Source organism: Dysgonomonas mossii DSM 22836, assembly GCF_000213575.1.
In the GTDB taxonomy this organism is placed as follows: Bacteria; Bacteroidota; Bacteroidia; order Bacteroidales; family Dysgonomonadaceae; genus Dysgonomonas; species Dysgonomonas mossii.
On record NZ_GL892004.1, the window covers coordinates 1 to 14,822 of the forward strand.

14 protein-coding genes and 1 rRNA gene are annotated in these 14,822 nt (G+C 38.4%); all 15 read right to left on the reverse strand.

Annotated features, from left to right (window positions below; all coding sequences use genetic code 11):
- Positions 1–154 (reverse strand): 16S ribosomal RNA (locus HMPREF9456_RS00005); the annotation flags it as partial.
- A gap of 451 nt (positions 155–605) precedes the next feature.
- Positions 606–1,085 (reverse strand): YkgJ family cysteine cluster protein, encoded by a 480-nt coding sequence (locus HMPREF9456_RS00015; RefSeq protein WP_018074739.1) that lies wholly within the window; start codon positions 1,083–1,085, stop codon positions 606–608.
- Positions 1,072–2,136, reverse strand: a complete 1,065-nt coding sequence (locus HMPREF9456_RS00020; RefSeq protein ID WP_006841376.1) for an asparaginase — start codon at positions 2,134–2,136, stop codon at positions 1,072–1,074. The genes HMPREF9456_RS00015 and HMPREF9456_RS00020 overlap by 14 nt, the downstream gene beginning before the upstream one ends.
- 43 nt (positions 2,137–2,179) lie before the next feature.
- The gene (locus tag HMPREF9456_RS00025; RefSeq protein ID WP_006841377.1) at positions 2,180–2,833 is read right to left on the reverse strand and encodes a TatD family hydrolase; all 654 of its coding nucleotides are present in this window, start codon (positions 2,831–2,833) and stop codon (positions 2,180–2,182) included.
- A 74-nt stretch (positions 2,834–2,907) separates the two neighbouring features.
- Positions 2,908–3,471: a GTP cyclohydrolase I FolE gene (folE, locus tag HMPREF9456_RS00030; RefSeq protein ID WP_006841378.1), complete on the reverse strand. Its 564-nt coding sequence runs from the start codon at positions 3,469–3,471 to the stop codon at positions 2,908–2,910.
- 15 nt (positions 3,472–3,486) lie between these two features.
- Positions 3,487–3,993: an SPOR domain-containing protein gene (locus HMPREF9456_RS00035; RefSeq protein ID WP_135106883.1), complete on the reverse strand. Its 507-nt coding sequence runs from the start codon at positions 3,991–3,993 to the stop codon at positions 3,487–3,489.
- 78 nt (positions 3,994–4,071) lie between these two features.
- Positions 4,072–4,818: a triose-phosphate isomerase gene (gene tpiA, locus HMPREF9456_RS00040; RefSeq protein WP_006841380.1), complete on the reverse strand. Its 747-nt coding sequence runs from the start codon at positions 4,816–4,818 to the stop codon at positions 4,072–4,074.
- Between the two features lie 32 nt (positions 4,819–4,850).
- Positions 4,851–6,194, reverse strand: a complete 1,344-nt coding sequence (locus tag HMPREF9456_RS00045; protein ID WP_006841381.1) for a BT_3928 family protein — start codon at positions 6,192–6,194, stop codon at positions 4,851–4,853.
- An 8-nt stretch (positions 6,195–6,202) separates the two neighbouring features.
- Entirely contained in the window at positions 6,203–6,751 is a 549-nt protein-coding gene (locus tag HMPREF9456_RS00050; RefSeq protein WP_006841382.1) for a DUF1599 domain-containing protein, read from the reverse strand.
- 315 nt (positions 6,752–7,066) lie between these two features.
- A complete protein-coding gene (gene typA, locus HMPREF9456_RS00055) occupies positions 7,067–8,866 on the reverse strand; it encodes a translational GTPase TypA (protein WP_018074737.1) in 1,800 nt (599 codons plus the stop codon).
- Positions 8,867–8,962: 96 nt separating this feature from the next.
- A complete protein-coding gene (gene lpxA, locus HMPREF9456_RS00060; RefSeq protein WP_006841384.1) occupies positions 8,963–9,748 on the reverse strand; it encodes an acyl-ACP--UDP-N-acetylglucosamine O-acyltransferase in 786 nt (261 codons plus the stop codon).
- Positions 9,749–9,758: 10 nt separating this feature from the next.
- Positions 9,759–11,144 (reverse strand): bifunctional UDP-3-O-[3-hydroxymyristoyl] N-acetylglucosamine deacetylase/3-hydroxyacyl-ACP dehydratase, encoded by a 1,386-nt coding sequence (locus tag HMPREF9456_RS00065; RefSeq protein WP_006841385.1) that lies wholly within the window; start codon positions 11,142–11,144, stop codon positions 9,759–9,761.
- A 14-nt stretch (positions 11,145–11,158) separates the two neighbouring features.
- Positions 11,159–12,199, reverse strand: coding sequence for a UDP-3-O-(3-hydroxymyristoyl)glucosamine N-acyltransferase (gene lpxD, locus HMPREF9456_RS00070; RefSeq protein ID WP_026177013.1), 1,041 nt, complete (start codon positions 12,197–12,199; stop codon positions 11,159–11,161).
- A gap of 123 nt (positions 12,200–12,322) precedes the next feature.
- Entirely contained in the window at positions 12,323–12,793 is a 471-nt protein-coding gene (locus tag HMPREF9456_RS00075) for a DUF4251 domain-containing protein (RefSeq protein ID WP_245530973.1), read from the reverse strand.
- Positions 12,794–12,889: 96 nt separating this feature from the next.
- A complete protein-coding gene (locus HMPREF9456_RS00080; protein ID WP_006841388.1) occupies positions 12,890–14,713 on the reverse strand; it encodes an LTA synthase family protein in 1,824 nt (607 codons plus the stop codon).
- Positions 14,714–14,822: the final 109 nt, after the last annotated feature.

A 14,822-nucleotide genomic window follows, 5' to 3' on the forward strand; every position in this document is an offset into this window, starting at 1 on the left:
GGGTTATTCCCCTGATGTAGGTAGGTTGCATACGTGTTACTCACCCGTGCGCCGGTCGCCATCAAAGTATTGCTACTCTATGCTGCCCCTCGACTTGCATGTGTTAGGCCTATCGCTAGCGTTCATCCTGAGCCAGGATCAAACTCTTCTTTGTATATTCTTTTTTTCTAAGTCTTTCGTGATCCTGTCCTGCTCTTTTTACTTATTAAGTAAATTGACGGTATAATATTTCTTAGCACCAAAGTGCTATTGTACTACACTCATATGTTGTCATTATTTCAAAGATCGTTTTCTAATCGCTTTTCCCTTTTTCACCGTCCGAGTCCCTAGCTCTAAATCTTGTCTGTTGCCAAAACTCGCTCTCGAAAACCCGCCGGCTCTATCGGTAAAGCGGGTGCAAAAGTAATAACCTTTTCCTTACACTCCAAATCTTTTACCAATTAATTTTAAAATATTTTTTGGCAGAACTACAAAGTTAATACCTATATACCTTATTTGCAAACTGTTGTTAAACATATTTTTCCTTGATGATTTTTTGAAGATTTTAATGGGGAATGAAGAAGGGACGGGGAAAAGGAGTGATTGATTAATTTTAGAAAAGTACATCACTTGTCCATTAATTTGCAAAGAACCTCGTATGCGATTGGACAAGTACTCGCATTTTTTACAGTTAATTTATAAATCTGCTCGAAATTTTTCCGATCCGTATGAGGATATTCCCGACAAGCTTTCGGTCGAGATTCGTATATCGAACAATAATTATCGTCCATAAGAAAAGGACAAGGCATAGACTTGAAGACATAATCGCCATCTTCATCTATCCGCAAATAGGAAGAAACAACTTCCGACGGTTTTATGCGAAGCGCCTTTGCTATCCGCTCAATATCCTTATCGTAGATAGCCGGCCCTAAACTCCGGCAACAATTAGCGCACGTCAGGCAGTCAATCTTTTCGGAAACCTCATCGTGCAATTGCTGCACAATGGTATCCATTTTGCTGAGACGCTTTTTATTCTTTTTATAATATTGAAGAAACAGCGGTTTAGCTTTCTCAGCTAATACCTGCAAATTTTCATATTGTTTCATTGTCTCTGTCTTCGGGTCTTGTAATTTCTCCTATTAGAGGCACACGCATTCGTATCTTTATATCCTCTTTATCGTACTTATGCCCGATAAGAAACATCAGCTTAGCTAAAGCGGCTTCGAATGTAGCATCAAATCCACTGATAACACCTGCACGCAAAAGTTCACGTCCCGTCTCGTAGCGCTGCATATTTACAAGTCCAATTTCACATTGGGATATATTGACTATAATAACTCCCCGCTTTACCGTTTCGCGGATCAGATCAAGGAACCAAGGCGAGAGAGGAGCATTTCCCGAACCGTAGGTCTCAAGAATCACAGCTCTTATATTCTTCAATGTCAAGATTGCTTCCACAGTTTGCTTGTCAATTCCCGGAAACAACTTTAATGAAGCTATCCTATTATCTAATCGATAATGGAAGATCGTTTTCTTCTCATAGTCGGGCGTATGAATAGCCTTTCTCTCATACCTTATCTGAATACCAGATTTTCCCAAATTAGGATAATTATACGACTTGAATGCATTAAAATTGTCTGCATTCACTTTGGTACTCCTATTTCCTCGAAGCAAATCGTTCTGAAAGAAAACACATACCTCGGGAACAATTGGGTAGCCTAACTGATTCTTATCGGCGGCTATCTCCAAGGCGGTAATCAAATTCTCCTTTGCATCTGTTCTCAATTTACCGATAGGCAGCTGAGCTCCGGTAAGCACTACAGGTTTATGCAAGTTCTCGAGCATAAAGCTGAGAGCCGAGGCCGTATATGCCATTGTGTCGGTACCATGCAGCACAACAAATCCATCGTAATCGTCATAATTATCTTCGATGATGTGCACCATCTTTTTCCAATGTTCGGGCGTAATCTCCGAAGAATCTATAACAGGATCGAAAACAATATGATCTACATGAAACTTGAAACGCTGAAGTTCAGGTATATGATTGTTCAGATGAGCAAAGTCGAAGGGCTCTAAAGAACCCGTAGCAGGATTTTCGACCATCCCGATTGTACCTCCTGTATAAATTAATAATATGTGAGCATTAACATCAATCATAGTTTACCTGAAAAGAATTAATAACCTAATATACTTTTGTCAATTATTTAAATACCCGACCTACATTATCGGCCACTAAAATAGCAAAATGATTTTTATTTACACCAAATACACTTGAAATATTTTCATACACCTTACAAATAGTCAAATAAGATTCGTCTGTTTCACAAAAAATATCAGTCAATGGAATATTCTTAAGCGAATCTGGATTAAACTTTTCTCCTATTGAAAATTTGAAGCCAACTTTACTCAATTGCTCTGTCTGCTGGGGATTGCCTCTATAGCCATGAATAATCCAAGGAATATTACTCCCTTCATATTCCTTATACAATCGAATCAGCTCATCCCATGCCTTTACGCAATGTATAATAAGAGGTTTATTTGCAGAAAGAGCCAACTCGATCTGTTTCCGAAACACATCTATCTGGACAGACATTTCGGCTCCCCTTAATTTATCAAGGCCGGCTTCACCAACGGCTACAACATTGGGGTCGACAATAATCTCTTCTAAAAGGCGGAGTTGCAGATCAGAATCTTCCGTATTCCACGGATGCACACCACAAGAAAACCAACAATCAGGATGCTGATTCCTTTTTTCATAAAAATCTTCCGGATAGGTATTCAGAATAGACTTCACCTCATACTCTTGGCATGAAGCGTCATCTATTTTATGTGTATGAATATTATATAAATACATAGTCCGAAATAAAAAAACGAGATTATCTTCTGTTCAGAAAAAATCTCGTTATTTTTTATATTGTTATAACATCTCTATCTTATAAGATTAATAAATTCTTCCCGAGTTTTAGCCTGATTAAATACTCCTGTAAAGTCGGAGGTGGTAGTAGTCGAATTCTGTTTCTCCACCCCTCGCATCTGCATACACATATGCTGAGCTTCTATCACGACCATTACCCCCAAAGGATTAAGAGTTTGCTGTATACATTCCTTTATCTGTAAGGTCATACGCTCCTGTACCTGCAAACGACGTGCAAACACATCGACTACACGAGCAATCTTACTCAATCCCGTTATATATCCGTTGGGTATATATGCTACATGAGCTTTACCCCAAAATGGAAGCATGTGATGCTCGCACAAGGAGTAAAAATCTATATCTTTTACAATTACCATTTGACGGTAATCTTCTTTAAACAAAGCTTTATTTAAAATAGCTTCGGGGCTTTCACTGTAGCCCTTTGTCAAAAACCGCATAGCCTTGGCAACTCTGTGAGGTGTCATTAACAGGCCTTCGCGCTCCGGATCTTCGCCTAACAAAGAAATTACATTCTTATAGTGCTCCTCCAGAAGGTTCATTTTGTTTTCTTCTTGCATTATGAAGATTATATATTATCGTTTAACGACCTCCGACACGACGGTCATCTCTCGTCCGAATGAAGGGAATGTTTTGCGCATATCATGCATCATTTGCTCAGCTTCTTCTTTTGTACGGAAATTTCCTACCCGTAGACGCCAAAATGGAGACTGGAATGAAACCGAAGTTCTCAGCTCGGGATAAGCATTCCTTATCTGTGCCTGCTTCGATTCAGCTTCTCGTTTGGATTGTTGCTGATTATTTCCCATAAAAACTTGAATTTTGTACTCTCTCACTCTGGTTCCGGGAGCTACATTCGCATTCGAAGATGTAGACGGCTCAGGTTCACCAAGAGAGTCTATAGGCTCGGTACTCCGAACCGCTATTTTACCCTGCAACACATCATCTTGCATTACTTTTACATCCCCTTGCCCCCATTTAGATGAGTTCAGTTCATCAATGATTGTTTTCTGACTGTTTTGTGCAATCGCAGAAGCCGAAAACAATCCTAATAAAAAGAAAATATAAAAACTTTTTTTCATGTGTGTGTTATTTAAAAATGTTGCGGATATTCGGTCAGGGTTCATCCGCAACATTATATATAAACTTTAGTCGATCTCTTAGAATCCTTCAATTACAGGAATAAATTTCTCAACATCGAGAGAAGCTCCACCTATAAGTCCACCGTCGATATCAGGACATGAGAAAAGCTCTTTTGCATTTCCTCCGTTTGCGCTACCACCATATAGGATTGAAGTGTTATCTGCAACTTCTTTACCATATTTGTCAGCAATTGTTTGACGAATGAAAGCGTGCATTTCCTGAGCCTGAGCAGATGTAGCAGTAAGACCTGTACCAATAGCCCAAACCGGTTCGTAAGCAATAACTATTTTAGCGAAGTCTTCAGCAGATAGATTAAACAAAGCATCTACTGTTTGTCTTTTCACAACATCGAAATGTACATTTGTTTCTCTTTCTTCTTTTGTTTCGCCGATGCAGAAAATCGGGCTTAATCCGTTAGCTAAAGCCAATAGTACTTTTTCTTTCAAGATAGCATCTGTTTCTCCGTAGTATGTACGACGCTCAGAGTGGCCGAGGATTACATATTTTGCACCTGTAGAAGCTACCATTGCAGCTGATACTTCGCCTGTATATGCGCCTGAAACTTTATCAGCACAGTTTTGAGCAGCAACACCTAGTTTAGTAGACGAAGCTACACTTGCCAAATGAATGAATGGAGTACCTACAATTACTTCACATTTTAATGTTTTCCCGGCTAATGCAGCTTCTAATTCTTTAGCAAACGCAACACCTTCTTGTAGATTCTTGTTCATTTTCCAGTTTCCTGCAACAATATTCTTTCTCATGATTTTAATATTTGTTTTTATTGATTAATATATTATTCTTTAATTTCTTCTTCATTTTCTTCTTCTGTAATAGCTTCTTTCTTCATCTTTCTGAAAAACAGGAAATCCAATCCTTTCAGAAATAACAATGGTAAAAAGAATGCAACACACACAGCTATCAAATTCTTTTTGTCTTTGGCCTTCGTATCTATCATCTGTCCATAAGGCAAATCGGTCAAAGGTTTTGTAAGATACTCTTCAGCAGGAACATTTATATCCGCCCATTTGTTGACTACAATACCTTCTTTTAACAGAATAAGCCCCGGATTGGAACGAATTACAGTTTTCAGCATGCGTCCGTCAGCTGTACAGAAATCAAAATTTATCGTATTCTCTTTCGACCATTTCATTATTTCATCGGTAGGCGATGCGGTCACACAAAAGAAATGATAATTATGATCTTTTGCATAGTTTTCTATATCCTCGAATCGGCTGAGATAAGAATCACTCATATTGATTAGCGAAGGTGTTATCATCAAGAAAACGTAATTTGAATCCGACAACACTTCTTGCGTAATATCTAATTGCGTTTCGACCTCTGTCCTATCCGAATTAAACACCAATCTATTTATAGAAAAATCGTTAACAACAGGCTTTTCTCCTTCCCGTATAACATGGTTATCCATTCGCACAAACACCCATGTACTATCTTCCCATGGATAATTTTCTTCAGTAAATTCTTTTTCTACTCCATCCTTCGCATAAACAAGCACAGTCTTCTCTTCTCTACCTTTTCCACTCTCTACATTCATCAATTTAGGCAGATTAGCTCCTATTTTGTATGGTCGGAAGTCGAACAAGGGATCGTATAAATAATTGCGGAATGTGAAAAGACCAATAAAAATAAAGATATACAAGAATGCCAGCCAGTATGTTTTACCTGTAAACCAATTGCTGATACGTTCACAATACACAAATACAATGACAGAACATATAAGAAGTACTATATTTTTATAGAATGTCTGCCAATTGGTAATTATCAATGCATCGCCAAAGCATCCGCAATCTTCTACCGGATCTGTTATAGCCAAATAAAGAGTAAGCCCGGTCATAAAGACCATAACCAGCAATATCAGTCGGGAGTTCCACTTACGGTACAAGCCGAAAAGCATACATGCCCCCATTGCAAATTCCACAACACTTTGCAGAACAGAACCTGACAGAGACAAAAAAGAAAGCGAAGTAAGATTGAATGCAGCAAAGTAATCTTCGATTTTATAAGCCGTACCAAAAGGGTCGACAGCCTTTACAAAGCCGGAGAAAATAAAGGTAACACCCAGTATAATTCTGGATATTTCTACTAAAATCTTTATAATTACATCCTTCTTTTTGCCCATTTATTTAATTATCCTTCTTCAGGAAACTCTAACTTTATCAAGCCAAAGAGAGAATAGTTGACCATATCCATATAGTTGGCATCTATCCCTTCCGAAACAATGGTCTTACCTTTGTTTTCTTCTATCTGCTTTGTGCGATATATCTTTGTCAGAATAAGATCGGTATATGAACTAATCCGCATAGATCGCCATGCCTCGTCATAATCATGATTTTTGGCATACATCAATTCTTTGGTTTCGGTCATATGTTTATCATACAATGCGAGAGCCTGTTCTTCGGTAATATCTATACTATCCGAAAAGCCCAATTCCAATTGCATCAAGCCAATGATACCATAATTCACGATTCCGATAAACTCCGGAGCAATACCTTCATCAATAAGGCTCACGCCCTTCTCTTCGATACTTCTTATACGTTTTGCTTTTATCAGTATCTGGTCAGTAACCGATTGTGGGCGGAGTATGCGCCATGAAGCACCATAATCTTTCAACTTTTTGGCAAAAAGAGTACGGCATATTGCTATTACATGTTCAAATTGCTGTTTGGTATCGGCCATGTGGATCTCTCTATTTTTAAGGAAGCAAAGGTATGAAAAATTGTTTAATGATAAGATTCATAAGTTGTCAATAATAAGTTGTCTTCACTTTTTATAAGTTTTAATACTCTAAAGCTTATATAATAACAAACTGTAAAAACCCTTTTTAGTGAAAAGGTGACAAAAGTGACACCTTTTACGCACTTTTTTCATTGCCACTTTTCTCGCCTTATTATAAAACAAAAACATCCTTTATAAGATAATTCTAGCATCAAAAAAAATGAAAAGGGGCTATCAGAACAATCTGATAACCCCCAATCTATTATGAACATTTTATCACTTTTTCGCCATTCGCTTACGATCATTCTCGTCCAGATAGATTTTACGCAAACGTATCGCATGTGGCGTTACCTCTACGTACTCATCTCCTTTTATATATTCCAAAGCATCTTCGAGACTGAAAATAACAGGAGGAGCGAGCTTCACCTTATCATCTGTCCCCGAAGCACGCACATTGGTCAGCTTCTTCGATTTTGTAAGATTTACAACCAAATCTCCTTCTTTGCTATGTTCCCCTACAATTTGACCCATATAAATATCGGTCTGCGGCTCAAGGAAGAACTTACCTCTATCTTGCAATTTATCAATAGCATATGCATACGCATTACCGGATTCGCTAGCAATGATAGATCCATTCAAACGTTTTTCGATATCACCCTTCCATGGCTGGAATTCTAAGAATCGGTGTGCAACGACAGCTTCTCCCGCCGAGAGTGTAAGTGCAGCATTGTTTAGCCCGATAATACCACGTGAAGGAATATTGAATTCGAGATAGATGCGATCTTTCTTGTTACCCATCATCGTCAATTCTCCACGACGACGTGTCACAAGGTCTATAATTTTACTTGAATATTCTTCCGGCAAATTGATAGTCAATTGCTCTACCGGTTCATATTTTTGTCCGTCAATGTCTTTTATGATAACCTTTGGCTGACCAACTTGCAGCTCATATCCTTCGCGGCGCATTGTTTCGATAAGGATTGACAAATGCAGAATTCCACGTCCATAAACAATCCACGAATCGGAATTGTCCGTTGTTTCAACACGTAGTGCCAAGTTACGGTCGAGCTCCCTCATCAAGCGGTCGTGAATATGCCTTGATGTCACAAATTTACCATCTTTCCCAAAGAAAGGAGAATCATTGATGGTAAACAACATCGACATAGTAGGTTCGTCGATATCGATTGTTGGTAACGCTTCCGGATTCTCCAAATCGGCAATCGAGTCGCCAATTTCAAAGCCTTCGATTCCTATCAGGGCACAAATGTCGCCACACTGAACTTTCGGTACTTTTATACGTCCCAGTCCTTCGAATATATTTATTTCTTTTATTCTCGTTTTCACAAAACTCCCATCACGCTTGCACAAAGAGACATCCATATTTTCTCTGAGTTCTCCACGATGTACACGCCCGATAGCAATCCGTCCTACATATTTAGAATAGTCTAATGATGTAATCAGCATTTGCGGTGTTCCTTCCAAATATTCGGGAGCCGGAATATATTTTACAATCGCATCCAGCAATGGACTTATATCTTCTGTTGGTTTACTCCAGTCATCAGACATCCAAGCTTGTTTTGCAGATCCATAGATGGTAGGAAAATCTAACTGTTCCTCGGATGCGTCGAGGCTAAACATCAAGTCGAAAACCATCTCGTGCACTTCATCAGGACGACAGTTGGGTTTATCCACTTTATTAATTACCACAATTGGCTTCAACCCCATCTGTATAGCTTTTTGCAACACAAAACGAGTTTGAGGCATCGGACCTTCGAATGCATCGACCAACAGCAAACAACCATCAGCCATATTCAATACACGTTCAACTTCGCCACCAAAGTCGGCGTGTCCGGGTGTATCTATTATATTGATTTTAGTTCCTTTATAATTAATCGAAACATTTTTAGAAAGGATGGTAATTCCTCGCTCACGTTCCAAATCATTATTGTCTAGTATTAATTCGCCTGAAGATTGATTTTCTCTGAACAATTGTCCGGCAAGAAGCATCTTATCAACAAGAGTAGTCTTACCATGATCGACGTGTGCGATAATCGCAATATTTCTAATATTTTGCATATATATAAATTGAGGGTGCAAAGGTACAATATTTTTATAAAAAAATAATCCATTTAGAACATCTAAATGGATCACAATTTATTCTTTTTACAATACTTACCCCAAATAACCCCTGACAATGCCTCGTGGCGAACCTTTAACAAAGTCAACAATCAGTCTCATCTCAGGTGTTTCTTCAAATTCACTCTCAATCTTATTGATAGCATCAGAAAAATTGAATCCCGACTGATAGATTACACGGTATATTTCTTGTATTTCATTTATCTTTTCATTGCTGTAAGCATGCCTGCGCAATCCTACAAGATTTACTCCGGAAAAACAAACCGGCTCACGTCCTGCAATAATATACGGAGGAATATCTTTCCCTAAACGTGTTCCGCCCTGTATCATGGCATGCGCCCCGATACGAGTAAATTGATGCACAAGCGTTCCACCGCTCAATATTGCATGGTGCTCTACTTCTACTTCTCCTGCCAGTTGGGTAGCATTACCAAGTATGATGTTGTCATTCAGCACGCAGTCATGTGCAACATGGCTATATGCCATCAACAAGCAGCTATTACCTACTTTAGTATATCCTTTCGAAGCTGTACCTCTATTTATGGTAACACACTCTCTTATTGTAGTATTATTTCCTACTATAGCAAGACTTTCCTCTCCTCTGAATTTCAAATCCTGAGGTATTCCGCCTACTACAGCTCCTGGAAATATGCGGCAGTTACTTCCTACTCGGGCTCCGTTTCTTACATTAGCACCCGACATAACGATAGTGCCATCGCCAACTTCTGTATTTTTGTCAATAAAGGCAAAAGGTTCAATTGTTACATTTTCACCCAATTTAGCTTCCGGGTGTACATAAGCCTGATTCGATATGTTTGACATAATACTTTAATTATTTATTTTTTACAATTTGCGCAGTAAACTCAGCTTCAGAAACCAGTTTGTCTCCAATAAAAGTAAACCCTTTCATGTTGGCAATTCCACGACGAATCTCAGACATCATATTTAGTCTGAAAATAAGCGTATCTCCGGGCACTACTTTGCTTCTGAATTTCACATTATCTATTTTCAGAAAGTAGGTAGAATATCTTTCCGGCTCATCAATCTGAGAAAGAACCAACAATCCTCCCACCTGTGCCATTGCTTCTACCTGCAATACTCCCGGCATAACCGGTTCTTGAGGGAAGTGCCCTTGAAAGTAGGGTTCGTTTGTTGTAATATTTTTTATACCTACAATATGTTTTTGCCCTACCTCAATCACTTTATCCACCATCAAAAAAGGATACCTGTGAGGCAATAGCTCTTTAATTCTGTTTATATCAAACACTGCCGGTTTATTAGGCTCATATACAGGTGGCTGAACTTCATTCAGCTTAATCTGTTTGCGAACTAAACGTGCCAGCTTATTATTGATCTTATGTCCCGGACGAGTAGCAATAATTCTACCTCTGATAGGTTTTCCTATCAAGGCCATATCTCCTATTATATCCAATAGTTTGTGGCGAGCGGGCTCATTCGGATACATTATTTGCTTGTTATTCAAATACCCAAGCTCTGTAGCATCTTTATATGGTACACCAAGCAAATCAGCTAAACTGTCAAGATCTTGCTGAGATATTTGGCGTTCATAAATAACGATTGCATTATCTAGGTCTCCACCTTTTATCAATCCGGCTTCAAGCAGCTTTTGTATTTCACGCACAAAAACAAAAGTTCTCGCATTGGCTATTTCTTTAGGAAAATCAGCAAGATTTTCGAGAGTAGCCGATTGGTTCGGAATATATTTAGATTCGAATTCAATAAACGAGTTGATGCAAAAACGATCGTCAGGCAATAGAGTCAGTTTAGAGCCGGTTTCCTCATCCACCACTTCCATCTTGCTGCGGACAACAAAATAATCTCTTTCCTCTGTTTGCTCTTCGGTTCCCACTCCGAATATTCCCTGTACATATTGTATCGAACTCCCATCCAATATCGGAAACTCAGGTGCATTCACTTCAATAAGACAGTTATCTATCTTGAGAGCATACAAAGCAGCCATAGCATGCTCTATAGTACTCACCTGCACATTATCCTTTATAAGAACAGTACCACGCTGCGTATTTCCTACATTTTCGGCAACTGCATCAATTATAGGCTGACCTTCCAGGTCTACTCTTTTTATTTTATATCCGTGATTGTCCGGGGCAGGATTAAATGTTATGGTTATAGGTAATCCTGTATGCAGCCCTTTTCCTTGCAATGTAAAACTGCCTTTCAGAGTGTGCTGTTTGCTCATTTTTTTAAAATATATTATTCATGTTTATTTGCTTTCAATGCATCAATCTCCTTTTGTAACTGGGCTAACTGCCTGTACATTTCAGGTAATTTAGGAAATATGATACTTGATCTGAAGAAATCTTTCACTGGTACTGCCGGAGACCCAAGTATTTTTGCTTCGGGTGCAATATTGCTTATTATACCGGACTGAGCTCCTATATTCGCATTATCACCAATGGTAATATGTCCGCCCAATCCTACCTGTCCGCCAAACATACAATGCTTGCCGACTTTAGTAGAGCCGGATATGCCGACCTGAGCCGCCATTACTGTATTTTCTCCGACTTCGACATTATGTGCAATCTGAATCAGGTTATCTAATTTAACCCCTTTATGTATAACAGTCGCATCCATCACGGCGCGATCGATAGTTGTATTTGCTCCTATTTCCACATCATCCTCAATACGTACAATACCCATCTGAGGAATTTTTTTATAAATCTCACCTTCGGGTGCAAAACCAAAGCCATCGCTTCCGATAACCGCACCACTGTGTATGATACAATTATTACCGATAATACATCCTTGATATATTTTCACTCCGGGATAGATGATTGTATTATCCCCGATTGTAACATTGTCTCCAATATAAGATTGTGGATATATCTGAGAATTATTGCCCACTACCGCACCTTCTGCAATATATGAGAATGCTCCCACATATACATTTTCGCCAAGCTTAGCAGTATCTGCAACAAAAGACATTGCTTCTATTCCTTTTTTCTGAGGTTTCATTTTCTCTACCATATCCAATAATATGGCAAGAGCTGCATAGGCATTAAAACAACGCACCAGCGTTGCCTTTATCGGGCGTTCTGCTACAAAATCATTATTCACCAATACAATACTGGCGTCTGTTGTATATATGTAATGGGTATATTTGGGATTTGCTAAAAATGTCAACGTCCCGGGTTTACCGTCTTCTATACGTGAAAAATTATTCACTTCAACTGAAGAATCCCCTTCAATAGTTCCATTTAAGACTGTCGCAATCTGCTTTGCAGTGAAGGATATTTGCATAAAAATAGACTAAAAAATATTTGGCACCCCTTATTAAGGGTGCGAAATAACTAATAATTTTCCAAATATATTACTTTTATGCTAAAAAAACGGCTGATCAAAGCGAAATATTATTAATTATTCTATCTTTCCGTAAAAAGAGATTGGTTGTCTATTATTTTCATTCACGACTAAAGTAGCATATCCCGTGTCTCCGATAGAGAGGCTGAGAGTGTATTTGCGTGGAGTATCTTTTGTGGTTATAGACACATCCCACATTCCTTTTTTGTTTTTTGTTATAGAATAGTCAAATTCTTCACTTGTAAATTTTATTCCTCCATCTGTTGGAGAAATCGGAGCAGTGTATGCTCTGCCGAAATAAGGCAGATAAGAATCTATAGTATCCTTTGAAACTTTGAGGGAGTAAGAGTAATTCAAACTTATTGATTTCCCATTCATCGGCAAAGCCGTTTGAGGGACAAAAGTATAATTTGCTGATTCTATTTTTTCAGTCAGTTTAGAAACGGCCTCCTCTTTAGTCAGGCTGTCTCCCGCTTTACAACTAAACCCTAAAATGATGATAGCAGTCAGTACAAGTATTGTTCTCATGTTAAAGCCCTCCATTTTGTTTTATAATAAATAACGCTTGGACACAAAACATTGTTTAAACATTTCAGTATAAACACACTAAAAAAACAAGAACTTCTATCTATTACCCAAATCAAGATACATCATCTGAAAAAATGATTTGGCTTTTTTCTCCATATCAGCCACATCGCCTTTGTGATGGATAATACTTTGCTTATCATTATCGTAAGTTACCATTCTCGTAGAATCTGTCATGCTAAAGCCATTGACATAAGAATAGAATGCAAACTTATTACCTTCGGGATTCATGATGTTTTTACTGAACCTAAAGTCATCATGCTTCAAGTTTAGCTGGGACAGCAAAGTTGCAGCTATGTCGTTTTGCGAAGCATAAGATGATACTGTTACCGGCTGTTTTATAGTGCCTCCTATCCATATAAGAGGAATACGAAAACGCTCCGGATCACTATTACTCAAACCTTTGGGATACGACTGCATTGCATGATCGGCAACAAACAGAATCAAGGTATTATCCCACTGCTTTGTCTTTTTCAATTGTTCTACGAAATTCCCCAGACACTCATCGGTATAGTGTACTGCATCAAGAAACGGTTCTTTAAACCCAGCTCGGGGCACATCGAATGGCTCATGGCTACTAAGGGTAAGCACAACTTTGACATAAGGTTCACTTTGCTCTTTTGAGAGTAGATCTTCGTGCAGCCTGTTAATCAAAAACTTATCAGGAACTCCCCATTTGGTAAGGCGCTCGCTCAAAGGAAATTTTTTATCAGAGACAATGTCTTTTATTCCGCATGCTCCTACAAAATAAGAGCGCATATTAGCGAAATCAGCATCACCGCCATAATAAAAAGAGAGATTATTATAGCCTGCATCTTTCAATGTTTTGGGAATAGTAGCTAATGTTCCTGTCTTTTGCGGATATTTCATTATAGCCACAGTAGGGTGTGCGGGATACCCACTTAGGATAGAAACAAGTCCCCGATCGGTGCGAAAGCTGTTTGCATAGAAGTTTTTGAAGAACACGCCTTCCTTCGCATAGCGACTCATATTAGGAGCCACAACAGAATCTAAAGCCACATTAGCAGAAAAACTCTCGAGAATAAACAATATGATATTAGGCCTATCTGTTTTCAATAGATTAGGAACACTATCACTTTTAGGCTGAAAGTTTAGTTGAGCAAATACCTTTTCAGCCTCTTTTTTATCATAAAATTGATATTGCGAAGCAAAATTATCAGATTTAAAGAACGACGACATCAGGTTGAATTCGGGATTGATAGCCGCATGATTAAAGAACATATTATCGCTATAGTACACCTTACCTATATTCATCGTAGAAACTGTGACCCCACCCCTGATAGGAAGAAAGAGTGCTGCCAGCAGAACCACCAGCACAATACAAGATTTAGCGATACTCTTTGGAACCGTAAAATTAAGTATTTGCCTCCTTATAATATAAATATACCCTAGGTAAGATACTACAAAGTACACAGCCATACCCAGTATGCCAAATACGAAGTCGAGAACAGAGGCACTTGCAAAAGTTTCTTTTGGCTTTTTCAGATAAAGAAAAACCGTAGAGTCGAAGTGAAATCCCCAATATGGATATACAACAAGGTCGACAACGGTGATTATTGCTATCAACAATAATATAATCCCAAAATAAATATTGTATGTCCGTGCTATAAATTTAGGTTTAATCCAAATAGAAGCAATAAGTATAAGAACCGGAAGCACTGTGAGGTATCCACTCATCGACAAATCGAGAGGTAAACCATTATATAGTATGTCAAGCATATCTTTTGCCGAAACACCTCCACCCAAAGAGGCATGGATAAAAGCAAATAGAATTTTGCCGATAAGGAATAGAAAAACGAAATAGAAAAAAACAGTAAAATATAGGATTATTCTTTGCTTCATTTGGATCTAAAAGATTGGATGAGGCACAAAGATAATTTATCTAAAAAAAAAGTCATAGTAATTTATGGAAATTCAACATCTGTTATCTCTATTAAGTAAAAATAGATGT